Raw genomic sequence first — 24,337 nt, 5'->3', positions numbered from 1 at the left:
CTGCGCACTGATGAAACACCTGACGATCGACCTCCGCCCCGGCCCCTACTCGGTCGTGCGGCTGCCCGCCGACGCCGCCGTGCCCGCCGAACTGCTGGAACCCGGCGAGCCCGCGCTCGTGTCGGTCACCCGCACGCCCGACGAGCTGTCGGTGATCTGCCCGACCGGCCGCGAACCCGAGGGCGGCGCCGTCGAGGACGGCTGGCGGCTGTTCACCGTGCGCGGGCCGCTGGAATTCACCCTCACCGGCATCATTTCCGCGCTCGCGTCGGAGCTGGCGGCGGCGGGCGTCGCGCTGTTCTCGCTGTCCACCTTCGACACCGACCACATCCTGGTGCGCTCCGACGACCTCGACCGCGGGGTGGCGGCGTTCCGCGAAGCGGGCCACGAAGTGCTCCTGCCTGCCTGACCAAAGTCCGTGAAGGACTCCTTGAGGGAATCTGATTCCCTCAAGGAGTCCTTCACGGACCGTCGGCAGCGTGGCGCAGCCCACCCTTGCCCGGCAAAGTTCGGCCTGCCTAAACTTTGAGTTGGGGTAACCGATAACGGAGAGTGGGCACACATGGCGGTGGCGGAAGCGGCACGTCCGCGCGGCGTGGCCCGGCTGCGGGCGGGCTGGGCGCTGCTCGGGCCCGCGTTCGTCGCCGCGATCGCGTACGTCGACCCGGGCAACGTCGCGGCGAACGTCAGCGCGGGCGCGCGCTACGGCTACCTGCTGGTCTGGGTCATTGTCGTGGCGAACCTGATGGCCGTGCTGGTGCAGTACCTGTCGGCGAAACTCGGTCTCGTCACCGGCCAGTCGCTGCCCGAGGCGCTGCGCGACCGGCTCTCCACGGCAGGAAGGCTCGGCTACTGGGCGCAGGCCGAGATCGTCGCGGTCGCCACTGACCTCGCCGAGGTCGTCGGCGGCGCGATCGCGCTCAACCTCCTTTTCGGACTCCCGCTGGTCGCGGGCGGGCTCGTCACCGGGTTCGTTTCGCTGGTGCTGCTCGCGGTGCAGGACCGCGGCGGGCAGCGGCCGTTCGAACGCGTCGTGACCGGGCTGCTGGTGGTGATCGCGGTCGGGTTCCTGGCGAGCCTGTTCGTCGAATCGCCGTCGGCCGCCGGGATCGCGAACGGCCTGATCCCGCGCTTCAGCGGCGGCGACAGCGTGCTGATCGCGGCCGCGATGCTCGGCGCGACAGTGATGCCGCACGCGGTGTACCTCCACTCCGGACTGGTCCGCGACCGGCACGGCAAACCGGAACCCGAGCGCCGCCGGCGCCTGCTGCGAGCGACCCGGTACGACGTCGGGTTCGCGATGCTGCTCGCCGGCGCGGTGAACCTCGGCATGCTGCTCGTCGCCGCGACGAATCTTCAAGGCCAGCAAGGCGTCGACACCATCGAAGGCGCGCACAGCGCGGTCGCCGCCGCGCTCGGGCCGGGCGTCGCGCTGCTGTTCGCCATCGGGCTGCTCGCGTCCGGGCTCGCGTCGACGTCGGTGGGCGCGTATGCGGGCGCGATGATCATGCAAGGCTTGCTGCGCAAGAGGATTCCGATCGTGGTGCGCCGGCTCGTCACGCTCGCGCCGGCGATCGTCGTGCTGGCGCTGGGCGCCGATCCGAGCGCGGCGCTGGTGGTTTCGCAGGTGGTGCTGTCGTTCGGCATCCCGTTCGCGCTCGTGCCGCTGATCCGCCTCACCTCCGACCGCGGGCTCATGGGCGCGGACGTCAACCGCCGGGCCACCACGGTGTTCGCGGTCGTCGTTGCCGCGGTGGTCATCCTGCTCAACGTCGTGCTGATCGTGCTCACCTTCACCGGCTGACGCGGTCCAAACAGGACGCTCAACGGGACGGAACCGGCGGGGCCGCCGGACGGTCCGACTAGCATCTGCGCGAAGCCGACCGAGGAGCCCGACCCCGTGACCGACGAACAGACCCGCCCGCACGACGCGAACCGCGCCGCCCCCGCCGGCCGCGTGGTGGCCGGCCGCTACCTGCTGCTCGGCGAACTGGGCCGCGGCGGCATGGGCGTCGTGTGGCGCGCGCAGGACCAGGTGATCGGGCGGCAGGTCGCGATCAAGGAGCTGCGGCTGTCCACCGAAAACACAGCTGAGGGCGCCGCGGTGTTCTCCGAGCGGATCCTGCGCGAGGTCCGCGCGGGCGGGCGGCTCAACGACCCGGCCGTGGTGACGGTGTACGACGTGGTCACCGACCAGGGCACCACCTGGATCGTGATGGAACTGGTCGAGGCGCCCACGCTCGCCGACCTCGTCCGCGCGCACGGCCCGATGCCCGAGCAGCAGGCCGCGATGATCGGGGAGCGGGTGCTGTCGGCGCTGCAGGCCGCGCACGCCGCCGGGATCGTGCACCGCGACGTCAAACCGGCCAACATCATGGTCGCGCCGGACGGCCGGGTGAAGCTCACCGACTTCGGCATCGCGCACGCCATCGACGACCCGCGGCTCACCACGAGCGGGATGATCGTCGGCTCGCCCGCGTTCATGGCCCCGGAGCGGGTCGAGGGCCGCGAGGCGATGCCGGAATCGGACCTGTGGTCGCTCGGCGCGACGCTGTACTTCGCGGTCGAGGGCATCGTCGCGTTCGAACGGCCCACCACGGCCGCCACGCTGCACGCGATCATGACCGAGGTGCCGTACCTGACCCGCGTGCAGGGCCCGCTCGGCGCGGTCATCCTCGGCCTGCTGGTGGCGAGCCCGGAAGCCCGGCTGACCGCGGCGCAGGCGCGGGCGCAGCTCGCCAACGCCACCGGCCCGACGCCACGTCCGGCCGCCGCGGCGATGCCGCGGCAGGAGACCCGCGTGGGCGGCCAGCCGACCCGGACGGCCGCGAAACCGGAACGCAAGAGCCGCCGCGGCCTGTGGGCGGCCGCGGTCGCGGTGCTGGTGATCGCCGCCCTGGCCGGCGGGTTCTTCCTCGGCAAGCCGGTGTGGTCGCCGAAGAAGGACGAGCAGCAGGCCGACACCGTCACCTACGGTCCGGACGGCTACCTCAAAGCCAAGTTCACCTCCTACGACGTCTGCTACAACGCGATCGTCCAGCCGGGCGTCGTGATCAGCTCGGACAACAACGTCGACTGCAAGAAGAACCACACGCTCGAGGTCTACGACACGGCCGACCCGCTGCCGCTGGAGAACTGGAGCAACGACGACGCGGTCGTCGCCCCGTATCCCGGCCTGGAGGACGTCAGCCGGGCGGCCGAGGCGCGCTGCGCGGCGTCGTTCCACTCTGCGGTGGTGCCGCAGCAGCAGCGCGCGGGGCTGTCGTACCGGGCGATCGTGCCGACCCAGCAGGCCTGGCAGGTGCAGCCGGACAGCGACAGCAGCAGCGGCCCGAACCGCAAGGTCTACTGCGTCCTTTCGCGCGCCAGCAACGACCAGATCCCGGCGCAGATCACCGCCAAGGTCAAGTAGCCGCGCGAGAAGTTCCTCCGCGACGCCCGCGGCGGCGGAAATTCTCCGAAGTTGCCGGTGGCACACCAGGTCGGGGCCGGGTTCGGCGGCCTGACGAGGTACCGTCGTGGCCATGTCCACCTCACCTGCCGCCGCGCCCGGACGTCCGTTCGGCCGCGTGCTCACCGCGATGGCGACCCCCTTCGACCGGGCCGGGGCGCTGGACGTGAAGCGGGCCCAGGAGCTGGCCGAGTACCTCGTGGACCTCGGCAACGACGGCCTCGTCGTCAACGGCACCACCGGCGAGAGCCCGACCACCACCGACGAGGAGAAGGCCGCGCTGGTCCGCGCCGTCGTCGAGGCGGTCGGCGACCGCGCGACCGTCGTCGCGGGGGCGGGCACCAACAACACCGCGCACAGCATCGAGCAGGCGCACGCCGCCGCCGAAGCGGGCGCGCACGGCCTGCTCGTCGTCACGCCCTACTACTCGCGGCCGAGCCAGGCCGGGCTGTACGCGCACTTCACGACGGTCGCGGACGCGACCGAGCTGCCGGTCATGCTCTACGACATCCCGCCGCGCTCGATCGTGCCCATCGAGGTCGACACGCTGCAGCGGCTGGCCGAGCACCCGCGGATCCTCGCGGTGAAGGACGCCAAGGGCGACCTGATCGCCGGGTCCGAGGTCATCGCGAACACCCACCTCGCCTACTACTCCGGCGACGACGGCCTGAACCTGCCGTGGCTGTCGGTCGGCGCGGTCGGCGTGGTCAGCGTGATCGGGCACGTCGTGGCGGGCCGGATCCGCGCGATGATCGAGGCCTACGAGGCGGGCGACACGTCCACCGCGCGCACGAACCACCGCGGCATGCTGCCGGTGCTGCGCGCGATGTCGCGCGTCGGCGGCGTCGCGTTCAGCAAGGCCTCGCTGCGGCTGCGCGGGTTCGACATCGGCGACCCGCGGCTGCCGATCGTGGCCCCGTTCGACGACCAGCTGGAGCAGATCGCGGCCGATCTCGCCCAGGGCGGCGTGCCGCTGGAGGACAGCGCGGCCTCGGACTGGCATGGTGCACGGGTGGCACAAGCAGATTCGCAGGCGGCCTACACCGCCCCCACCTCGCACACCAGCGTTGGGACAATGCCCCGGTGACCTCACTTCCCGCCGGACCAGGCCCGACGCACCTCCCGCCCGCCCTTCCCGAGGGAGCCCTGCGCGTCGTCGCGCTCGGCGGCATCGGCGAGGTCGGGCGCAACATGACCGTCTTCGAATACGACGGCAGGCTCCTGATCGTCGACTGCGGCGTCCTCTTCCCCGAGGACGACCAGCCCGGCGTCGACCTGATCCTGCCGGACTTCCGCGCGATCGAGGACCGGCTCGACGACATCGACGGCCTCGTGCTCACCCACGGGCACGAGGACCACATCGGCGCCGTCCCGTTCCTGCTCCGGCTGCGCCCGGACGTCCCGATCTACGGTTCGCGGTTCACCAACGCGCTGCTCGCGGCCAAGGCCAAGGAGCACCGCCAGCGGCCGAAGCTGATCGAGGTGCGCGAGGGGGAGAAGCGCAAGGTCGGCGCGTTCGACCTCGAGTTCTTCGCCGTCAACCACTCGATCCCGGACGCGCTCGCGGTCGCCATCCGCACGCCGGCCGGCGTCGTGCTGCACACCGGCGACATCAAGCTCGACCAGCTGCCGCTCGACGGGCGGCTCACCGACCTCGCGGGCTTCTCGCGCCTGGGCGACGAGGGCGTGGACCTGTTCTGCGTGGACTCGACCAACGCCGAGGTGCCCGGGTTCGTCATGCCCGAGCGCGACATCGGCCCGGTGCTCGACGACGTCATCCGGCGCGTGGACCAGCGCGTGATCGTGGCGTGCTTCGCCAGCCACGTGCACCGCGTGCAGCAGGTGCTGGACGCCGCCGTGCGGCACGGCCGCCGCGTGGCGTTCGTGGGCCGGTCGATGGTCCGGAACATGGGCATCGCGGCCGAACTGGGCCTGCTGAACGTGCCGGAAGGCCTGCTCGTGGACCTGGACCAGGCGAGCAACCTGCCGGAGAGCAAGGTGCTGTTCGTGTCGACCGGTTCGCAGGGCGAGCCGCTGTCCGCGCTGTCGCGGATGGCGCGCGGCGAGCACCGGCAGATCTCGATCCGCGCGGGCGACACCGTCGTGCTGGCCAGCTCGATGATCCCGGGCAACGAGACCGCGGTGTTCGGCGTCGTGAACGGGCTGACCCGGCTCGGCGCGAACGTCGTGCACCAGGGCAACGCGAAGGTGCACGTGTCCGGCCACGCGTCCGCGGGCGAGCTGCTGTACCTGTACAACGCGGTCCGGCCGAGCAACGTGATGCCGGTGCACGGCGAGTGGAAGCACTTGCGCGCCAACGGGGAGCTCGCGATCCGCACCGGCGTCGCGCCGGACAACGTGGTGATCGCCGAGGACGGCGTGGTCGTGGACCTGGTCGACGGCAAGGCCTCGCGCACCGGCCGCGTCGAGGTCGGGCACGTGTACGTGGACGGGCTGTCCGTCGGCGACGTCGGCGAGTCGACCCTGTCCGACCGGCTCGTGCTCGGCGAGGGCGGCTTCATCGCGATCACCGTGGCGGTCGATTCGAACACCGGCCGCGCGGTGAGCAGCCCGACGATCTCCGGCCGCGGGTTCTCCGACGACCCGAAGGCCCTCGACGCCGTCGTGCCGCTCGTGGAAATGGAGCTGGCGCGGACGGAAGCCGAGGGCATCACCGACACCCACCGCATCGCGCAGGCGGTGCGCCGGGTCGTCGGCCGGTGGGTCGCCGACACCTACCGCAGGCGGCCGATGATCGTGCCGACGGTCATCCCGGTCTGATCCGGCGCTGATTCGGCTCTGCTTCAGCGGCGCGCGCCCGCCAGCAGCAACGCGACCATCACGATCGCTGCCTGGCGGGCGAGCGCGTTGCGCGCTCTGCGCTGTTCGGCCCGGCTCGGTCGGTTGTTCATGCGATCCCCCAGGTGTTCTCGTGCGGTCCCGTCCAGTGTGGCGTTTTCGCGGATAGGACACATCCCGCTCTCGGTTGGTTCCCGGTTCCGCCCGGAGAGGGAGTCAGGCGACCTCGGCGGTCTGTCGTTGGACCAGGTAAGCGCCGCCGAGCAGCAGGGCGGCGCCGACGGCTTGCGGCCAGGCGAGCGCCTCGCCGAGCAGCGCCCAGGCGAACGCCGCCGCCGTGACGGGTTCGAGCAGTCCCACGACGCTCGCCACCGAGGCGGGCAGGTGGCGCAGCGCAGAGATCCCCGCGACGTAAGGGATCGCCGTCGACAGCACCACGAGACCGAGCAGCAGCAGCCACAGCGGCGGGGTCCACGGTCCGAAAGGAACGGTCTGGCCAGCCATCCCCAGCGGAAGCGTCCACGGCGGCGCGGTGACGCTCACGAGCACCCCGCCGATCACCATGCCCCAGGTGACCAGCCCGAGCGGTTCGCGATCGGCGACCGCGCGTTCGCCGAGCAGGAAGTACCCGGCCGAACAGAGCGCCGCGCCGATCCCGGCCAGCAGCCCGGCCGCGTCGAGCCGCAGCCCCTGCCAGACCTGCGCGACCAGCGCGAGCCCGATCAGCGCGACCGCCATCCCGAACCACAGCATGCGCGGCAGCCGCTTCTTCCGCACCACGCGCACCCACAACGCGATCAGCACCGGCGACAGGAACTCCAGCAGGATCGCGATGCCGACCGGGATCCGTTCCGCGGCAATGAAATACAGCAGCTGCGTCCCGGCCACGCCGAGCGCGCCGTACGCGAGCAGCATCGGCCATTCCCCGCGCCGGACGCGCAGCGTGCGCGGCGCGAAGAGCGCGGTGCCGACCAGCAGCAGCACTCCCGCGATCCCGATCCGCAGCACCGCCACCTGTTCCGGCGTCATCCCCGCGCCCATGACCGGTTTCGCGAGCGTGCCGGACGTGCTGAAGAAGACGGCGGCGAGCAGGACGAGCGAGAGGCCGCGGCCCCGGCGGATCACCCGGGGTGGTTCCAGGACAGGGAGTTCGGTGGTCACGCGCGCGACACTACGGAGCGGGACGACCGAACGAAACTGAGTTATTCCCCGGTTTTGCCAATCCGACCAAAAGCAGGCCGACCCCGACCGCGGCACGTAACCGTTGCTACGAAAGCCATTCGGCCGTGGCTGTGGTCGGATTAGTAATGATCGGCACAGTCAGGCCCGTCGCGACGTGCGTCGTGATCGTTGCCAGCCGGCGTCCCTGAATCCGCAGCGCCTGCAGCGCCGTGCCGTCCGGCGCCGCGGACTTCCGCGAGACGAACGAGCCGCCGTACGGGTTGCCGGACTCCAGCAGGTGCGGATCCGCGTAGCCGAGGGGGAGGACGATCGCGCCCCAGTGGTAGAAGATGTTGTTGATGGCCAGCACGGTTGCTTCGAGGCCGCCGTGCGCGGTGGACGCCGACGTGAACGACGTCGCCACCTTGTCGGCCAGTTTCCCTTGCGCCCACAGGCCGCCCGTGGTGTCCACAAAGGACTTGAGCTGCGCGGCGGGGCCGCCGAACCGGGTGGGGCTGCCGAACGCGAGCCCGTCCGCCCACTCGAGATCGGCCAGCGCGGCCAGTTCGTGGTGCGGCCCGGAATCGACCCAGGCCTGCCACCGCCGATTGCTCGCGATCGCCTCCGGCGGCGCGGTCTCGGCCACGGTGCGGACGCGGACCTCCGCGCCGGCTTCGCCCGCCCCCTCGGCGAGCGCGCCGGCGAGGGCGGCGGTGTTGCCGGTGGCGCTGTAGTAGACGACCAGAATGCGGGTGCTCACACCACGCGACCCTAGCCGGGCTCAGCGAGGTGTCCCACGATCCGGACTCAGCGCTGCGGCTTCCAGGGACTGACGGTGTCGGTCGGCCGGGTCGGGTCGTAGAAGCGCGGACGGATGGGTTCGTGGCGGCGCAACGGAATCAGGCCGTCGGTGATGGCCTGCATGATCTTGGCGTGCGCGCGGACGCCCGCGCCCGGCCGCTCGGGCTCGACGTCGGACAGGTCCACCGGAGTCCCGAAATGCACCTTGAACCGCGGCCGCCGCAACGGGGCGCTCAACCCGGATTTGGCCAACGGCAGCAGATCCGCGGGCCCGTTCACGGTCTCCGTGCCCCAGTAGACCGCCTCGTGCGCGCCCCACTGGCTGATCGGGATCACCGGCACGCCCGCCGCGAGCGCGAGCCGGGCCGCTCCCGTCTTGCCGCGCTCCGGCCACAATCCCGGGTCGTGGCTGATCCGCCCCTCCGGATACACGACGATCGGCTCGCGCGTGGTCCGCAACGCCTCCGCGGCTTCGGCGAACTGCCCGATCGCGGTCGCCGCCTTGGCCCGGTCCACGCGCAGATGCCCGCTGACCTTGAGCGCCGGGCCGATCACCGGAGCGTCGAGAATCCCGCCGGCGAGCATGAACCGGGGATTGATGCCGATCCGCTTGCACGCCGCCATGAGCACGAAGGCGTCGAACACGCCGATGTGGTTGGCCGCCATGAGCAACGGCTTGCCCCGAAGCTCCCGCGGCACCGACCCGGTGACCGTGAGCCGCCCGACGAGATTCACCAGCCCTCGGTCGAGGTTGAGCATCGTCCGCCAGATCGCGGGGGCACGGCGCGGAACCTCGTCCTGTTGGAGCGCGAACATGAGCAGAGCATTTCACGATCGAGACCACCTGGGACAACGCGGTTCGGGCGGGACGGGGCCGATCGTGGGGCCCGGACCGGTTGTCGCTGGTCAGGAAGCCTCAGCCGGTCGCGACTCGGTCGAATCCGTGTACCCCGCCTCCAACCACCGAGTACACCCAGACACCGTGGCCCCGCCCTCCTCGACGTCCCGGGTCTCCAGCAACATCCCGGTCCGCGAATCGAACACCAGCAACCGCCTCCGCAGCCACGCGGCATCCGGGACACTCACCACAACCCCCGGCAAATCCGCGTCCTCCACAACCAACCCAGGATGCTCCGCCAGCCACCGCAACAACAACCGCTGCAAGTCAGGCGGCACCACCTGCGTCAGCCAAACAGAGCTGAAAGCCTTGCCCGCCCGAGAAGGACTGACCCGCCGACGCAGCGCAGCAGTCGCCGACGCCAGATCGGACGCGTCCACGAAGTCGCCCAGCAATCCGCCCGGCGGGAAGTAGCCGCTCGGCCGCACCACCGCCTCGCCTTGGGTCACCAGCAGGCGACCCGACCCGTCGGCGGCGATCCAGTCCTCGCGGGCGAAAAACCGGGTGCTCGCCGACAGGACCCGCCCGTCGGTGGTCCGGGCGGTGTGCCTGGCCCACCCGGAAGTGCGCAGGTAGCGGTACCGCCCGGTACCCCGAGGCGGCGCGGCGAAAGCGGTCCGTTCGGCGAGCGCGCGCACGATCTCGGCAGGGCTCGGCATGAAAAGGCCTTCCGAAAGGGGTCAGCACCGATGCTTCCACAAGATCCACTGTGATCTGGGGAGATTGTTTCGGCTGCGCTGCGAGTGGCACATGTGACTATCGGTCCCCGCCCGTTACCGTGGAGGCATGGCTGGGTCGGCGACGAGAAAGCGGAGCACGGCGGGTAGCGGCGGGAAGGCACCGGCGCGTAGTTCGCGTACCCCGGCGAGGGGGGCGTCGAGCAGGTCGAAAGGCGGCTCGACCAGGGGGCGGAGCAGCTCCCGGCCCCGGAGCACCCCGGCTCGGCGTCCGGCAAGCCGCAAGAGTTCCGGGGCGTTCGGACGCGGCGTGCGCAGCACCTGGAACCTCGTCGCCAAGGGCGTCGGCTCGCTGGCCCGGACCGTCGGGCGCACGCGGGAACTCGAGGCCGAACACCGGCGCGACGGGCTCGCTCTCGGGCTGATCGCGCTGGCCATCGTCGCCGCGGTCGGCGTCTGGTGGCGGGCCGCCGGGCCGATCGGCGCGGGGGTCGAGATCGCGACGCGGACGGTGCTCGGCGCGGGAGCGGTGACGCTGCCGCTGGTGCTGCTCGTGGTCGCGGTCGCGCTGATGCGGTCCGAACCTCAGCCGGAGACCCGGCCGCGGATGGTGATCGGCACGCTGCTGGTCGTGCTGTCCGTGCTCGGGATGCTGCACATCTTCACCGCGCTCCCGGACACCAACGACGGCCGGATGTACGCCGGCGGCATCCTCGGCGCGTTCTCCGGCGGGCTGCTGACCAAGGGCGTCACCACGTGGGTCGCGGTGCCGCTGCTGATCCTCGCGCTGCTGTTCGGCGTGCTCGTGTTCACCGGCACGCCGGTGCGCGACATCCCGCACCGCCTGCGCACCTGGGGCCTCGACGAGCACGAGCTGGCCGAATACGAGGCCGGCCAGCACGGCGAGGAGCCCGAACCGGAGCCCGAGGCCGACCCGAAGTCCGTCCGGCTGCGGAAGCCGTCGCGCCGCCGCCAGGCCAGCGCCGACAAGGACGGCGAGCAGCTCGACCTCGACGCCGCGCTCGCCGAACCGGCCACGCCGATCCGGCCGCCGAAGCCGGTCGCGCCGCCCGCCGAGGTGCCGGAGAAGAAGCCGAAGAAGGCGCCGGAACCCGCGCTGTCGGTCACCCGCACCGTCGAGGGCGACTACGCGCTCCCGCCGCCGGACCTGCTGAAGCTCGGCGACGCGCCGAAGTCCCGCAGCAAGGCCAACGACCAGATGATCGAGGCGATCACCGGCGTCCTCGACCAGTTCAACGTCGACGCGCAGGTCACCGGCTTCACCCGCGGCCCGACGGTCACCCGGTACGAGGTCGAGCTCGGCCCGGGCGTGAAGGTCGAGAAGATCACCGCGCTGACCAAGAACATCGCCTACGCGGTGGCCACCGACAACGTCCGCCTGCTCGCGCCGATCCCGGGCAAGTCCGCGGTCGGCATCGAGGTGCCGAACTCCGACCGCGAGATGGTGCGCCTCGGCGACGTGCTGCGCGCGCCGTCCACGGTCAAGGACAACCACCCGATGCTGATCGGGCTCGGCAAGGACATCGAGGGCGAGTTCGTCACCGCGAACCTGACGAAGATGCCGCACTTGCTGGTGGCCGGTTCCACCGGTTCCGGCAAGTCGAGCTTCGTGAACTCGATGCTGGTGTCGCTGCTGGCCCGTTCGACGCCCGCCGAATGCCGGATGATCCTGATCGACCCGAAGATGGTCGAGCTGACGCCGTACGAGGGCATCCCGCACCTGATCACGCCCATCATCACGCAGCCGAAGAAGGCCGCCGCCGCGCTGGCCTGGCTCGTGGAGGAGATGGAGCAGCGCTACCAGGACATGCAGGCCAACCGGGTCCGGCACATCGACGACTTCAACGCCAAGGTCCGCTCCGGCGACATCACCGCGCCGCCGGGCAGCGAACGCGAGTACCAGCCGTACCCGTACATCATGGCGATCGTCGACGAGCTGGCCGACCTGATGATGACCGCCCCGCGCGACGTCGAGGACGCGATCGTCCGGATCACCCAGAAGGCCCGCGCCGCGGGCATCCACCTGGTGCTGGCCACCCAGCGGCCCTCGGTCGACGTCGTCACCGGCCTGATCAAGACGAACGTGCCGTCGCGGCTCGCGTTCGCCACGTCGTCGCTCACCGACTCGCGGGTCATCCTCGACCAGCCGGGCGCGGAGAAGCTGATCGGCATGGGCGACGCGCTCTACCTGCCGATGGGCGCCGGGAAACCGGTCCGCATCCAGGGCGCGTTCGTCGGCGACGAGGAGATCGCCGCGGTCGTCAACTTCGCCAAGGAACAGGCGCAGCCGGACTACAACGAGGGCGTCACCAGCGCGAAGGCGGGCGAGAAGAAGGAGATCGACCCGGACATCGGCGACGACCTCGACGTCCTGCTGCAGGCCGCCGAGCTGATCGTCACGTCGCAGTTCGGCTCCACCTCGATGCTGCAGCGCAAGCTCCGCGTCGGCTTCGCCAAGGCCGGACGGCTGATGGACCTGCTGGAAAGCCGCGGCGTGGTCGGCCCGTCGGAGGGCTCGAAGGCCCGCGACGTGCTGATCAAGCCGGAGGAGCTGGAGTCGGTGCTGTTCATGATCCGCGGCGGCTCCGACGCGGGCGGCGCGCCCGCCGGCGGCGAGGACGAGGACTTCTGAGCCGCGCGTGCAACCCGGCGGCGCGTCCGGCCCGTCCAGTGCGCATGGACCTCAAAAAGCTCGCACTGGGTATCGGGACGGCCGCCGCGCTGGCCGGGTGCGCGGGCGGCCCGGCCGCCGTGGCGCAGACACCGTCGCGTCCGCCGGCCGCCGAACCGGGCGGCAACGTCGCGCTCACGCCCGGCCAGGAGGTGCAGGTCGCGGGCCGGGACCTGACCGTGCGCTACCGCCAGCTGGTCTCGGATTCGCGCTGCCGTCCGGGCCGGCAGTGTTTCGTGGCGGGGGAGGCGGTCGTGGCCCTGGTCCTGACCGAACCGGGCCGCGGCGAGCACACGACCGTCCAGCTGCACACCGGCCGCCAGGGCCCCGACACGACGACCTTCGCCGGGACGACGGTGAAGCTCGCCGCGGTGGACGGGTCGGGGCAGCACATCCTCGTCCGGTTCTCCTGAGGGCGCTCAGAACTCCAGCAGCATCCGGGAGTTCCCGAGGGTGTTCGGCTTGACGTAGGGCAGGTCGAGGAACTCCGCCACGCCGGGGTCGAGCGAGCGCCGCATCTCCTCGTACACCTCGTGCGACACCGGGGCCCCGTCGATCTCGACGAACCCGTGCCCGGCGAAGAACGACGTCTCGAACGTCAGCACGAACAGCCGTTTCAGCCCCAGCTCGCGGGCTTCCTCGACGAGCCTGCCGACGAGCGCGCGGCCGATCCCGCGGCCGCGCGCCGCTTTGTCGACCACCACGGTGCGCAGTTCGCCGATGTCCTCCCACAGCACGTGCAGCGCGGCCGCGCCCAGCACGTCGTCGGTGCCGTTCTGCTCGTCGGTCGCGACCCAGAACTCCTGCACCGCCTCGTAGAGCGTGACCAGATCCTTCTCGAGGAGCACGCGGCCCGCGTCGGAATCGACGAGGGCCTTGATCTTGCGGACGTCGGCGATCCGCGCGCGGCGGACGGACGGAGGGCGGGAGTCGGGCACCAGGTCAAGATAACCACCGCGAGGACCGGCGGCGCCGAGCGGCTCCATCGGGGGACCCCGGATGTGTGACCGCGCGGGCCGTCACGTATAGCTAGTGGGCGCACATGACCAGTAGTCGGCGGCCCCCGGCCGGCTACCGGCCCTCGGGAGGAACCTGCATGTCCGGCACCACGGTGGTCGCCCCGGAACGCTCCGGCAAACCTCCCGCCGGACCGGGCGCGCAAGCCCGGTTCCGCCCGGAGCTGCAGGGCGTGCGGGCGCTGGCCTCGGTGCTGGTCGTCGTCTACCACGTGTGGTTCGACCGCATCTCCGGCGGCGTCGACGTGTTCTTCCTCGTCTCCGGGTTCCTGATCACCGGCCAGCTCTACCGGGCGCTGCTGCGCGGCCGGATCGAGCTGCGCGCCACCTGGGGCCGGATGATCAAGCGGCTCTTCCCGGCCGCGATGACCGTGCTGCTCACCGTCGTGGTCGTGTCGCAGCTGCTGCTGCCTCAGGACCGCTGGTTCCAGACCATCCGCGAGGTCGTCGCGTCCGCGCTGTTCTACGAGAACTGGCAGCTCGCGGCCGATTCGGTCGACTACTTCGCCCAGCACAACAGCGCGAGCCTGGTGCAGCACTTCTGGTCGCTGTCCATCCAGGGCCAGTTCTACGTGCTGTGGCCGCTGCTGTTCGTCGGCCTCGGCCTGCTCGTGCGCCGGCTCGGCTGGTCGCTGCGCGGCACGGTCAACCTGCTGCTGCTCGTCCTGTTCGCCGCCTCGCTCGCGTACTCGGTGTACCTCACCGCGGCCGACCAGCCGCTGGCCTACTTCCACGGCCTCACCCGGGTGTGGGAATTCGCGCTCGGCGGCCTGATGGCGATGTTCCTCGACCAGGTGACGCTGCCGCGGCTGCTGCGCATCGTGCTCGGCTGGGTCGGCGTCGCCGGGCTCGTGCTGTGCGGCGTGCTGCTCGACGTCGACAGCGTGTTCCCGGGCTGGATCGCGCTGTGGCCGACGGTATCGGCGGGTCTGGTCCTGGTCGCCGGGCAGACCGGCAGCGTGCTCGGCGCGGACCGCTGGCTCAGCTCGAAATTCCTCGGCTACGTCGGCAACCTCAGCTTCTCGCTGTACCTGTGGCACTGGCCGGTGCTGGTGTTCTACCTGATCGTCCGGGACCGGGTCGCGGTCGGCCTGCTCGGCGGAACCTTCGTGGTCGGCGTGTCCTTCCTGCTCTCGATCCTGACCTACCACCTGATCGAGAACCCGGTCCGGCGGTCGAACATCGGCACCGCGAAACACTGGGGCGCCTACCGGTTCGGCGTGCTCGCGCTGGCTCCGGTGCTCGTCGCGAGCGGCGTCTGGCAGGGCGTGAGCAGCGCGCGGGCGAACTACGAGATCGCCATCGGCGACCCGGACCACCCGGGCGCGGTCGCGCACGCGCAGGGCTTCGTCTACCGCGGCTCGCCGTCGCCGTCGATCGTGCCGCCCACGGTCAAGCTCGCCGACGACTGGGCCCGCACCCGCCCGGACCAGTGCTCGATGTCGCCGCGCAACAAGGAACTGCAGATCTGCACGGAGTCTCCCGAGGGCCCGCCGACCAAGCGGGTCGTGCTGGTCGGGGACTCGCACATCCAGCAGTTCCTCGCCGCCTTCCAGCCCGCGGTCGTCTCCGACGGCTGGGAGGTCTCGACCATGCTGAAGGGCGCGTGCCCGTACTCGTCCGGCTCCGAGCTGATGCCGGGCGACCGGAACTGCATCGACTGGAACAAGGCCGTCACCGACGAACTGCTCGACTCGCGCCCGGACGCGGTCGTCATGCTCGGCACGGTCAACTCCAAGCCCGGACCGCACGAGACCACGCCGAAGGGCTTCGTCGACGTCTGGTCCACTTTGGACGGAGCGGGCATCCCGGTGGTGGCCGTGCGCGACAACCCGCGCTACGCCTTCAACATGGCCAGCTGCGTCGCGCAGAAGAGCCCGACCGACCCGTCGTGCTCGGTGCCGCGGCCCGCCGCGATCGCCGCGACGCCGTCGTGGGAGCAGGTCGAGAACGTGCCGGGCAACGTGTCGTTCCTGGACTTCACCGACTACTACTGCGACGAGAAGCGCTGTCGCGGGGTCGTCGGGAACGTGCTGGTCTACATGGACGACAACCACCCGTCCGCGACCTTCAACACGACACTCGCGCCGATCGCGGTCAAACAGCTCAAACAAGCACTCCAGTGGTGACCGCGCGCGGGAGGCGAACGGACAAGTTCGGCGACTAGCCGTCGCGGAGCGTCCCGGGTTGGGCACAATGGGGCGGCGGCGGGTCCGCCGCACGGGCACCTGAGGGGGAGCTGGTCTTTTTGACGCGCGCAGGGTGGGACGCATTCCAGGCCGCACAGTCCGAGGCGGCGGCGGGCCGGACGGCCGCGCTGACCGGACCGGACGGCGTCGGCTGGCTGCTCGTCCCCGGCCAGGCGTGGCAGCGGAGGCTGCCGGACGGGAACTGGCAGTTCACGCAGCCGCCCGCGGATCCCGGCTACCGCGGCGCCGCCCGTCCCGTGCCCCCGCCCGGCACTCCGGCGCCCGGCCTGCCCGCACCGGGTTACGGCGCGCCGCAGCAGTATCCCGGCTACCCCGGCGGGGCGCCCCGGCCGCCGTACCCCGGTCCGCAGAGCAACCCGGGCGGATTCCCCGGACCGCAGGGCGCTCCCGGCGGCTACGCGGGACCGCCCGCGCCGCAAGGAAATCCCGGCGGCTACGCCGGTCCTCCCGCGCCGCAGGGGGCACCGGGCGGTTATCCGGGACCGCAGGGCAACCCCGGCGGCTTCGGCGGTCCGCCCGCGCCGCAAGGGAATCCGGGCGGCTTCGGCGGCCCGCCCTCGCCTCCGCAGGGCTACCGCCCGCCGCAGCCCGGCTATCCGCCCGCGCCGCAAGGCGGTCCGTGGTCCGGGCAGGTCCCGGCCCCCGCCCCCGCGGCTTCGGGACCGCTGCCGGTCGCCCCGCCGTCGGTCCCGGCGAGCGCCCCGGCGCCCAATCCGCCGCAGATCCGGGTGGAGAGCCTGGGCCAGACCGGGATGTTCGTCGCCGGGGCCGAATCGATGGCCGACTTCGTCGCGCGCGCCACCCGCGTGGTCGCGTGGGCGGACGCCACCCGGCACGGCACCGCGAACGGCCCCGGCGAACCGCCGCCGGTCGAACCGGAACGGCCGGGTTCGGACGGGTCCGGCAACAACGTGCTCGGCGACATGGCGCGGCACAGCCGGTCGGTCACGCTCGACCTGCTCGCCGCGGGCAACCGCATGTGGCAGCGCAAGGAGCAGGCCCGCTACGAAAAGGCCTACGAGGAGTGGCAGCAGGCCTACGCCGAATGGGAGAAGCGCGAGGCGGCCCGGATGACCGCGGGCACCAAGCAGCCGAACCCGTTCATCCTGCTGGTGGGGGAGGCGAACACCGGCCAGCGCCGGTTCACCCGCGCGCTGAAGGCGTCGCTCACCGAGGCCGAGGTCGGCTTCGACAACGCCGAGTTCTTCGACTGCGCCGCGCTGATCGCCGAGTACGGCGACGACTCGGTCGAGCGTTCGGTGCCCGCGACGATCAACGAGATCGAGGGCGGCGGCTCCGCGCTCATGCTCGCCGAGCGGGTCGACGCACTCTTCGAGAAGGACGTCGCGGGCACGATCCGCCTGCTGCGCAGGTACGCGCGCGACCAGGACAGCTGCCGCCTGATCGTCTTGGACGGCAGCGAAAAGGTGCTCGACCAGCTCAGCACCGAGGCCCCGGACCTGGTGCAGAACATGCTGCAGTACCGGATGCCCCGGTTCGACCGGCCGGCCGAAGCGGCCGCGCTGCTCGACGTCCTCGCCCGGGAACGCTCGTTCGGCCTGCCTGCCGACGTGCGCGACCGCCTCGCCGCGCTGGCCAAGGAGCCCAGCGCCCGCACCGTGGAGGCGCTGCTGGACGCGGCCTCGCGGCAGGCGATCAGCCGGGGCGCGCTGCCGGGCACCCGGATCGAGATCGGCCACGCGGACATCGAGCCGCTCGTCGAAGCGGCGGGACAGCGCGGCGGGGCCTCGATCGAGGAGCTGCTCGCCGAACTCGACGGGATGATCGGCCTCGCCGCGGTCAAGGAGCGGGTCCGCTCGCTGACGTCGGAGATGACGATCGACGCGCGGCGCCGGGAAGCGGGCATGAAGGTCGCGGTGCGCAGCCGCCACCTGCTGCTGACCGGCAACCCGGGCACGGCGAAGACGACCGTCGCCCGGCTGCTCGGCAAGATCTACCGGGCGCTCGGCGCGCTGCCCAAGGGCCACGTCGTCGAGGTGACCCGCACCGACCTGGTCGGCGAGTACGTCGGCCAGACCTCGCTGAAGACCCGTGCGGCCGTCCAGCGGGCCGTCGGCGGCGTGCTGTTCCTCGACGAGGCCTACAACCTCGTGAACGACAAGGACGACGACTTCGGCCGGGAAGCGGTCGCGGAACTGCTGGTGCAGATGGAAAACCACCGCGAGGACCTGGTGGTCTTCGCGGCCGGCTACCCCAAGGAGATGGACGCCTTCCTGGAGTCCAACTCCGGCCTGCGCTCGCGGTTCGCCGGATCCATCGAATTCCCGGACTACTCCAACGAAGAGCTGGCCCAGATCTTCCGCGCGATGGCCAAGGGCCAGGGCTACGAGCTGTCCGCGGACCTGCTCGCGGCGCTGCCCGAGGCGGTCCGGCGGATCCCGCGCGGCCGCGGGTTCGCGAACGGCCGGTCCGCGCGCGTGCTGCTGGAAGCGGCGATCGGCAAGCAGTCCACCCGGCTGACCACCGACGGCGGCGCCGACCTGGTCACGCTGGTGGCCGCCGACCTGCCGGGGCCGGGCGAATCGGGAGTCGGCGCGGTGGACGACTCCGGGCCGCGGCGCAGCCTCCCCGAACTGCTGGCCGAGCTGGACGCGATGATCGGGCTCGACTCGGTCAAGCAGCGCGTGCGGTCCATGGTGGACGAGATGGCCGTCGACGCGCGGCGGCGCGAAGCGGGCATGAAGGTCGCCGTCCGCAGCCGCCACCTGCTGTTCACCGGCAATCCGGGCACGGCGAAGACGACCGTGTCGCGGCTGGTCGGGCAGATCTACCGCGAACTCGGCGTGCTGCCGTCCGGGCACCTCGTCGAAGTCGGCCGCGGCGATCTCGTCGCCGAGTTCAGCGGCCAGACCGCGCCGAAGACCCGCGAGGTGTGCGAACGGGCCGCGGGCGGCGTGCTGTTCATCGACGAGGCGTACAACCTCGTGCGCGACGACAACGACGACTACGGCAAGGAAGCCGTCACCGAACTGCTGGTGCAGATGGAGAACCACCGCGACGACCTGGTGGTCTTCGTCGCGGGCTACCCCAAGCAGATGGACGAGTTCCTCGAGTCCAACCCGGGCCTGCGGTCGCGGTTCTCCGGCCGGATCGAATTCCCGGACTACTCCAACGAGGAACTCGCCGGGATTTTCGCCGTGATGGCGAAGAGCCAGGGCTACGAGCTGTCCGCGGACCTGCTCGCGGCACTGCCCGAGGCGATCCGGCGCATCCCGCGCGGCCGCGGGTTCGCGAACGGCCGCTCCGCGCGCGGACTGCTGGAAGCCGCGATCAGCGGCCAGTCCCGCCGGCTCGCCGCCGCCCCGGACACGCCGCCGGACCAGCTGGCCGTCCTCGTGGCCGCCGACCTGCCGGGCGAGGCCGGGGTCGCGGTCAGCGACGACGCCGGGCCGCGCCGCGGTCTGGACGACCTGCTGGCCGAACTCGACGGCATGATCGGCCTGGACGAGGTCAAGGCGCAGGTCCGCGCGCTGGTCGCGGAAACGCGGCTGGACGCGCGCCGCCGCAAGGCCGGGCTGCCGGTCGGGGCGCGCAGCAGGCACCTGGTGTTCACCGGCAACCCGGGCACGGCGAAGACGACCGTCGCGCGCCTGATGGGGCAGCTCTACCGCGAGCTGGGCGTGCTGCCGTCCGGGCACCTGGTCGAGGTCGCGCGGCCGGACCTGGTCGGGGAGTACATCGGCCAGACCGCGCCGAAAACCCGCGAGATGTGCGAGCGCGCGATCGGCGGGCTGCTGTTCATCGACGAGGCGTACAACCTGGTCCAGAACTACTCGAACGGCGCCGACTTCGGGGCCGAGGCGATCGCCGAATTGCTGGTGCAGATGGAAAACCACCGCGAGGACCTGATCGTGATCGCGGCGGGCTACCCGGCGGACATGGACCGTTTCCTCGACGCCAACGCGGGCCTGCGGTCCCGCTTCGGCGCGACAGTGCATTTCGCCGACTACGACAACGACCAGCTGGCCGCGATTTTCACCGCGATGGCGCGCAAACAGGGCTACCGGCTCGACGCCGCGCTCGCCGAAGCGCTGCCCGGGTTCATGGCCGGCCTCGACCGCGGAACGGGTTTCGCCAACGGCCGTTCGGCCCGCGGCCTGCTCGAACGCGCGATCCGGGCGCAGGCGATGCGCCTGGCCGGACCCGACGTCGACCTGGAGGCGCTGGACGACGCGGAGCTGACGCTGCTGACGGTCCCCGATGTGTCCGAAGGTCCGTGAAGGGCTCCTTGAGGGAATCAGATTCCCTCAAGGAGCCCTTCACGGACGGCAAACCCCGGTGCCGGTCCCGACCGGAGCCGCGCCGGAGGCGACCGTGTCACCGCACTGGGCGACGCCGTCGCGGAGCGGTCCGCACGCGACGGCTACCCTGAACGTCGTGCCTTCTCCAGCCGCTGATTCCGCTCGCGCCCGCCGTGTCTCCCTCGTGACCTTGGGCTGCGCCCGCAACGAGGTCGATTCCGAGGAGCTGGCGGGCCGGCTGGCCGCGGGCGGCTGGGAACTGGCCGCCGAACCGGAGGACTCCGACGTCGTCGTGGTCAACACGTGCGGGTTCGTCGAATCGGCCAAAAAGGACTCGGTCGACACGCTGCTCGCCGCCGCCGACACCGGCCGCAAGGTCGTCGCGGTCGGCTGCATGGCCGAGCGCTACGGCAACGAACTCGCCGACAGCCTGCCCGAGGCCGACGCGGTGCTCGGCTTCGACCACTACGCCGACCTGTCCGCGCGGCTGGACGACGTGGTCGCCGGCCGCACGATCGCCGCGCACACCCCGTCGGACCGGCGCAAGCTGCTGCCGATCAGCCCGGTGCAGCGGCCCGCCGCCGCGACCGAGGTCGAGGTTCCCGGGCACGCGCAGCACGGCTGGGGCCCGCGCGTCCTGCGCACGCGGCTCGACGATTCCCCGGTCGCCGCGCTGAAGATCGCCTCCGGCTGCGACCGCCGCTGCTCGTTCTGCGCGATCCCGTCGTTCCGCGGGTCGTTCGTGTCCCGCCAGCCGGACGAGATCGTCGCCGAGGCGGCCTGGCTCGCCGAGAACGGCGCGAAGGAACTGTTCCTGGTCAGCGAGAACTCCACGTCGTACGGCAAGGACTTCGGCCGCGACGGCACCCGCGCGCTCGAACTGCTGCTGCCGCGGCTGGCCGGGATCGACGGCATCGAGCGCGTCCGCGTGTCCTACCTGCAGCCCGCCGAAACCCGTCCGCAGCTGGTCAAGGCGATCGCGACCACGCCGGGCGTCGCGGACTACTTCGACCTGTCCTTCCAGCACTCCAGCGAGCAGGTGCTGCGCCGGATGCGCCGCTTCGGCTCCACCGACTCGTTCCTCGCGCTCACCGAGCAGATCCGCGAGTACTCGCCCGAGGCGGGCATCCGCACCAACGTGATCGTCGGCTTCCCCGGCGAAACCGAGGACGACCTGGCCGAGCTGGAGCGGTTCCTCACCGGGGCCCGGCTCGACGCGGTCGGCGTGTTCGGCTACTCCGACGAGGACGGCACCGAGGCCGAGACCTTCGACGGCAAGCTGGACCCGGCCGAGGTCGCCGAGCGCGTCGCGCGCATTTCGGCGCTGGTCGAGGAGCTGACCGCGCAGCGCGCCGAGGACCGGATCGGGACCTTTGTGGACGTCCTGGTCGAGCACGACGGCGCGGACGGCGACGACGCGGTCGGCCGCGCCGCGCACCAGGCCCCCGAGGTCGACGGCGAATGCGTCATCCTCGAGGACGAGAACACCAAGCCGCTCGCGGTGGGCGAGATCGTCCGCTGCGAGGTCGTCGACTCGGCCGGCGTCGACCTGGTCGTCCGCCCGGCGCCGGACGCCGGCCGGTGAGTGCCGCGCCCAGCGGGGCGGGCGAGGGCGTGCCCCGCGCCGCGTCCGAGGGCGGGGACCGGCTGCCCGAGCCGACCGAGGTCCCGACGCTGAACCTGGCGAACCTGCTCACCATCTCGCGGCTCGTCCTGGTCCCGCTGTTCGTCGTCGCGCTGTTCACCGGCCACGGCGAGGACACGACCTGGCGCGCGATCGCCACCGGGCTGTTCGCCGTCGCGTCCGCGACCGACCAGGTCGACGGGTGGGTCGCCCGCCGCTACGGGCTCATCACCGACTTCGGCAAGATCGCCGACCCGATCGCGGACAAGGCGCTCATCGGCGCCGCGCTGATCGGGCTCAGCGCGCTGGGGGAGCTGTCCTGGTGGGTCACGATCGTGATCGCGGTGCGCGAGATCGGCGTGACGCTGCTGCGGTTCTGGGTGATCCGGCACGGCGTGATCCCGGCCAGCCGCGGCGGCAAGGCGAAGACGATGGCGCAGATCATCGCGATCGTCACCTACCTGCTGCCGCTGCCGTCCGGAGCGGACCCGGTGCGCTGGGCGCTGATGGGCGTCGCGGTGGCGCTGACCGTGGTCACCGGCGTCGATTACCTGATCCGCGCGGTCCGGCTGCGCGCGGCCGGGCGACGCGCGATGGGCGCGTGATGACCGAAGCGCGCGATCTGGTCGCGACCCTCACCCGCCGGGGGGAAACCGTGGCCGCGGCGGAGTCGCTCACGGCCGGTCTCGTCTGCGCCACGCTCGCCCAGGTGCCGGGCGCGAGCGCGGTGCTGCGCGGCGGTTTGGTGGTCTACGCCACAGAGCTGAAGGCCGTGCTCGCCGGGGTCGACGAACAGGTGCTGGCCGAACACGGCGCGGTGCACCCGGAGGTCGCCGCGCAGCTGGCCAGGGGCGCGCGGGAGCGGTGCGGCGCGACATGGGGGCTCGGCCTGACCGGCGTCGCCGGGCCGGATCCGCAGGACGGCGCGGCCCCGGGAACGGTGTACGTCGGGCTCAGCGGACCGGGCGTGGACACGGTGCGTGAGCTGGCCGAAACCGGCGACCGGGACACGATCCGGACCGCCTCGGTGCGAGCCGCGTTCGCGCTGCTCGGGGAACAACTAGACTGAAAACGGCGTTCGCCCTTGGCGTACGTACGTGTCAAGTCCTGCACTCGGGGTACCGCTCTGGGTAACGTAGGAGGCACCAGTTCGGGAAGGGAGGCGCGTGATGACCGTGCTGTTGCGCGAGGCGATCGGTGATCGGCTCCGTCATGCCCGCACCAACCAGCGTCGGACGCTGCGTGACATCTCCCGCGCCGCCCGGGTGAGCCTCGGCTACCTGTCCGAGGTCGAGCGCGGCCAGAAGGAAGCTTCCAGCGAGCTGCTGGCGTCCATTTGCGAGGCGCTGGAGCTGCCGCTCGGCGAGCTGCTGCACAAGGTCGCCGCCGACGTGTCGGCCCTCGACAAGGTCGAGGTCGCGCCGGTCGAAGAGGTGGAGACCGCGGCGAACCAGACGGTGCCCGACCGCGGCGAGGCCGGGTTCGAAGGCGGCCGCCTGGTGTCGGAGCTGATCGGCGACGACCTCTCCGACCTGCGGCTCCAGCCCGCGCCGCGGATGAACACGACGTTGCGGACCACGATCGGCGCGCCGAAGCTCGCGTCCACGATCGCGGCGTAACGCCGGCGCTGTTTCGCTGCCCGGCCCCGGGGATCTCCCCGGGGCCGTCGGCGTGCGCGGGGACGGCCCCGGGGACGGGTCCGGGCGCCGGTCAGGGCTGACCCTGAATTCCCCCGGGGTCGCCTGGAACGGCGGAGGCCGACCTGACACGATGGAACCCAACGCCGGGGTCGGTACGTTGTGCGACTAGGGGAGCGACGCCCCGCCCCGAAGCAATCAGGGCCCGTGGGACGCAAGAAGGCAGGCGGAGGAGATGGCCAACCCGTTCGTGAAGTTCTGGAAGTACATGATGGCGGCGTTCTCGTCGAAGATCGACGAGCACGCCGACCCGAAGGTACAGATCCAGCAGGCCATCGAGGAGGCGCAGCGCAACCACCAGGCGCTGACGCAGCAGGCCGCCTCCGTGATCGGCAACCAGCGGCAGCTGGAGATGAAGCTCAACCGCCAGCTCGGCGAGGTCGAGAAGCTGCAGGCCTCGACGCGCCAGGCGCTGGTGCTCGCCGACGAGGCGCGCGGCAAGGGCGACGAGGCGAAGGCGGCGCAGTTCGAGACCGCGGCGGAGAGCTTCGCCGCGCAGCTGGTCACCGCCGAGCAGAGCATCGAAGACCTCAAGACGCTGCACGACCAGTCGCTGCAGGCGGCCACGCAGGCGAAGCAGGCCGTCGAGCGCAACGCGACGATGCTGCAGCAGAAGCTGGCCGAGCGCACGAAGCTGCTGTCGCAGCTGGAGCAGGCGAAGATGCAGGAGCAGGTCTCCGCGTCGCTGAACCAGATGAGCCAGCTGGCCGCGCCGGGCAACACGCCGTCGCTGGAAGAGGTCCGGGACAAGATCGAGAAGCGCTACACCACCGCGCTGGGCTCGGCGGAACTGGCGCAGAACTCGGTGCAGGGCCGCATGATGGAGGTCCAGGAGTCGGCCACCCAGATGGCGGGCCACTCGCGGCTCGAGCAGATCCGCGCGTCGATGCGCGGCGATTCGGTCGCCCAGGTCACCGACGGCGGCGCGGGCGCGGCGGCGGCCAAGCCGGCCGCGTCGGGCGACATCCAGCGGGAGATCCAGGCCCGCGTCCAGGCGGAACAGGGCAAGAACCCGGCCTGACCGGCCGGGCACGAGCGGCGCAGGGGGC

Annotated in this window: 19 protein-coding genes; 14 read left to right on the top strand and 5 right to left on the bottom strand. The window is 71.7% G+C overall.

Annotated features, from left to right (window positions below):
* The first annotated feature begins 10 nt into the window (after window positions 1-10).
* The 5 genes from CU254_RS24815 to CU254_RS24795 all read left to right on the top strand — a co-directional run bounded on the left by CU254_RS24815 (window position 11) and on the right by CU254_RS24795 (window position 6,232).
* Window positions 11-409: an ACT domain-containing protein gene (locus CU254_RS24815; protein WP_009080448.1), complete on the top strand. Its 399-nt coding sequence runs from the start codon at window positions 11-13 to the stop codon at window positions 407-409.
* 153 nt (window positions 410-562) lie between these two features.
* On the top strand, window positions 563-1,804 hold the full coding sequence (locus CU254_RS24810; protein WP_050788269.1) for an Nramp family divalent metal transporter: 1,242 nt from the start codon (window positions 563-565) through the stop codon (window positions 1,802-1,804).
* 96 nt (window positions 1,805-1,900) lie between these two features.
* A complete protein-coding gene (locus CU254_RS24805; RefSeq protein WP_037714710.1) occupies window positions 1,901-3,412 on the top strand; it encodes a serine/threonine-protein kinase in 1,512 nt (503 codons plus the stop codon).
* Window positions 3,413-3,524: 112 nt separating this feature from the next.
* A complete protein-coding gene (dapA, locus tag CU254_RS24800; RefSeq protein WP_050788268.1) occupies window positions 3,525-4,538 on the top strand; it encodes a 4-hydroxy-tetrahydrodipicolinate synthase in 1,014 nt (337 codons plus the stop codon).
* Window positions 4,535-6,232 (top strand): ribonuclease J, encoded by a 1,698-nt coding sequence (locus tag CU254_RS24795; RefSeq protein ID WP_037355716.1) that lies wholly within the window; start codon window positions 4,535-4,537, stop codon window positions 6,230-6,232. The genes dapA and CU254_RS24795 overlap by 4 nt, the downstream gene beginning before the upstream one ends.
* A 234-nt stretch (window positions 6,233-6,466) precedes the next feature.
* Here CU254_RS24795 and CU254_RS24790 read toward each other — a convergent pair whose 3' ends face one another.
* The 4 genes from CU254_RS24790 to CU254_RS24775 form a co-directional block, all read right to left on the bottom strand.
* Window positions 6,467-7,411, bottom strand: a complete 945-nt coding sequence (locus tag CU254_RS24790) for a DMT family transporter (RefSeq protein ID WP_037714706.1) — start codon at window positions 7,409-7,411, stop codon at window positions 6,467-6,469.
* A gap of 106 nt (window positions 7,412-7,517) precedes the next feature.
* Complete coding sequence (wrbA, locus tag CU254_RS24785; protein WP_009080437.1) at window positions 7,518-8,171, bottom strand: NAD(P)H:quinone oxidoreductase; 654 nt, start codon at window positions 8,169-8,171, stop codon at window positions 7,518-7,520.
* A gap of 47 nt (window positions 8,172-8,218) precedes the next feature.
* Window positions 8,219-9,028, bottom strand: coding sequence for a 1-acyl-sn-glycerol-3-phosphate acyltransferase (locus CU254_RS24780; protein ID WP_037714704.1), 810 nt, complete (start codon window positions 9,026-9,028; stop codon window positions 8,219-8,221).
* 90 nt (window positions 9,029-9,118) lie between these two features.
* Window positions 9,119-9,769: a hypothetical protein gene (locus tag CU254_RS24775; RefSeq protein ID WP_009080434.1), complete on the bottom strand. Its 651-nt coding sequence runs from the start codon at window positions 9,767-9,769 to the stop codon at window positions 9,119-9,121.
* A 127-nt stretch (window positions 9,770-9,896) separates the two neighbouring features.
* On the opposite strand from CU254_RS24775, the gene CU254_RS24770 reads away from it, so the two are divergent.
* Together CU254_RS24770 and CU254_RS24765 are read left to right on the top strand one after the other, a co-directional pair.
* Window positions 9,897-12,440, top strand: a complete 2,544-nt coding sequence (locus CU254_RS24770; protein WP_050788267.1) for a DNA translocase FtsK — start codon at window positions 9,897-9,899, stop codon at window positions 12,438-12,440.
* A gap of 44 nt (window positions 12,441-12,484) precedes the next feature.
* Entirely contained in the window at window positions 12,485-12,892 is a 408-nt protein-coding gene (locus CU254_RS24765; protein WP_199785976.1) for a hypothetical protein, read from the top strand.
* Between the two features lie 6 nt (window positions 12,893-12,898).
* Here CU254_RS24765 and CU254_RS24760 read toward each other — a convergent pair whose 3' ends face one another.
* Window positions 12,899-13,465, bottom strand: a complete 567-nt coding sequence (locus CU254_RS24760; protein WP_050788266.1) for an amino-acid N-acetyltransferase — start codon at window positions 13,463-13,465, stop codon at window positions 12,899-12,901.
* Window positions 13,466-13,575: 110 nt separating this feature from the next.
* Between CU254_RS24760 and CU254_RS24755 the strand changes: the two genes are divergently transcribed.
* The 7 genes from CU254_RS24755 (at window position 13,576) to CU254_RS24725 (ending at window position 24,309) form a co-directional block, all read left to right on the top strand.
* Window positions 13,576-15,624 (top strand): acyltransferase family protein, encoded by a 2,049-nt coding sequence (locus CU254_RS24755; protein ID WP_100266867.1) that lies wholly within the window; start codon window positions 13,576-13,578, stop codon window positions 15,622-15,624.
* A 119-nt stretch (window positions 15,625-15,743) separates the two neighbouring features.
* Window positions 15,744-19,946: an AAA family ATPase gene (locus CU254_RS24750; RefSeq protein WP_100266866.1), complete on the top strand. Its 4,203-nt coding sequence runs from the start codon at window positions 15,744-15,746 to the stop codon at window positions 19,944-19,946.
* A gap of 157 nt (window positions 19,947-20,103) precedes the next feature.
* Window positions 20,104-21,552: a 30S ribosomal protein S12 methylthiotransferase RimO gene (gene rimO, locus CU254_RS24745; protein WP_037717883.1), complete on the top strand. Its 1,449-nt coding sequence runs from the start codon at window positions 20,104-20,106 to the stop codon at window positions 21,550-21,552.
* The gene (pgsA, locus tag CU254_RS24740; RefSeq protein ID WP_037714702.1) at window positions 21,549-22,196 is read left to right on the top strand and encodes a CDP-diacylglycerol--glycerol-3-phosphate 3-phosphatidyltransferase; all 648 of its coding nucleotides are present in this window, start codon (window positions 21,549-21,551) and stop codon (window positions 22,194-22,196) included. The genes rimO and pgsA overlap by 4 nt, the downstream gene beginning before the upstream one ends.
* On the top strand, window positions 22,196-22,660 hold the full coding sequence (locus tag CU254_RS24735; protein ID WP_037714700.1) for a CinA family protein: 465 nt from the start codon (window positions 22,196-22,198) through the stop codon (window positions 22,658-22,660). Before pgsA ends, CU254_RS24735 begins: the two co-directional genes overlap by 1 nt.
* A gap of 100 nt (window positions 22,661-22,760) precedes the next feature.
* The gene (locus CU254_RS24730) at window positions 22,761-23,210 is read left to right on the top strand and encodes a helix-turn-helix domain-containing protein (RefSeq protein WP_009080420.1); all 450 of its coding nucleotides are present in this window, start codon (window positions 22,761-22,763) and stop codon (window positions 23,208-23,210) included.
* A 253-nt stretch (window positions 23,211-23,463) separates the two neighbouring features.
* Entirely contained in the window at window positions 23,464-24,309 is an 846-nt protein-coding gene (locus CU254_RS24725; RefSeq protein WP_009080418.1) for a PspA/IM30 family protein, read from the top strand.
* The last annotated feature ends 28 nt before the right edge of the window (window positions 24,310-24,337 follow it).

The sequence above is a fragment of the Amycolatopsis sp. AA4 genome (genome assembly GCF_002796545.1).
Classification (GTDB): domain Bacteria; phylum Actinomycetota; class Actinomycetes; order Mycobacteriales; family Pseudonocardiaceae; genus Amycolatopsis.
Note: the sequence above shows the minus strand (reverse complement) of the source record. Positions and strands in the feature narration are given on the sequence as shown.

What these genes read in the sequence shown, in the direction of transcription:
- CU254_RS24815 (WP_009080448.1), top strand. Translation starts at nt 11, where the DNA reads ATGAAACACCTGACGATCGACCTCCGCCCCGGCCCCTACTCGGTCGTG.
- CU254_RS24810 (WP_050788269.1), top strand. Translation starts at nt 563, where the DNA reads ATGGCGGTGGCGGAAGCGGCACGTCCGCGCGGCGTGGCCCGGCTGCGG.
- dapA (WP_050788268.1), top strand. Translation starts at nt 3,525, where the DNA reads ATGTCCACCTCACCTGCCGCCGCGCCCGGACGTCCGTTCGGCCGCGTG.
- CU254_RS24780 (WP_037714704.1), bottom strand. Translation starts at nt 9,028, where the DNA reads ATGTTCGCGCTCCAACAGGACGAGGTTCCGCGCCGTGCCCCCGCGATC.
- CU254_RS24775 (WP_009080434.1), bottom strand. Translation starts at nt 9,769, where the DNA reads ATGCCGAGCCCTGCCGAGATCGTGCGCGCGCTCGCCGAACGGACCGCT.
- CU254_RS24770 (WP_050788267.1), top strand. Translation starts at nt 9,897, where the DNA reads ATGGCTGGGTCGGCGACGAGAAAGCGGAGCACGGCGGGTAGCGGCGGG.
- CU254_RS24765 (WP_199785976.1), top strand. Translation starts at nt 12,485, where the DNA reads ATGGACCTCAAAAAGCTCGCACTGGGTATCGGGACGGCCGCCGCGCTG.
- CU254_RS24760 (WP_050788266.1), bottom strand. Translation starts at nt 13,465, where the DNA reads ATGGAGCCGCTCGGCGCCGCCGGTCCTCGCGGTGGTTATCTTGACCTG.
- CU254_RS24755 (WP_100266867.1), top strand. Translation starts at nt 13,576, where the DNA reads ATGTCCGGCACCACGGTGGTCGCCCCGGAACGCTCCGGCAAACCTCCC.
- CU254_RS24735 (WP_037714700.1), top strand. Translation starts at nt 22,196, where the DNA reads ATGACCGAAGCGCGCGATCTGGTCGCGACCCTCACCCGCCGGGGGGAA.
- CU254_RS24730 (WP_009080420.1), top strand. Translation starts at nt 22,761, where the DNA reads ATGACCGTGCTGTTGCGCGAGGCGATCGGTGATCGGCTCCGTCATGCC.
- CU254_RS24725 (WP_009080418.1), top strand. Translation starts at nt 23,464, where the DNA reads ATGGCCAACCCGTTCGTGAAGTTCTGGAAGTACATGATGGCGGCGTTC.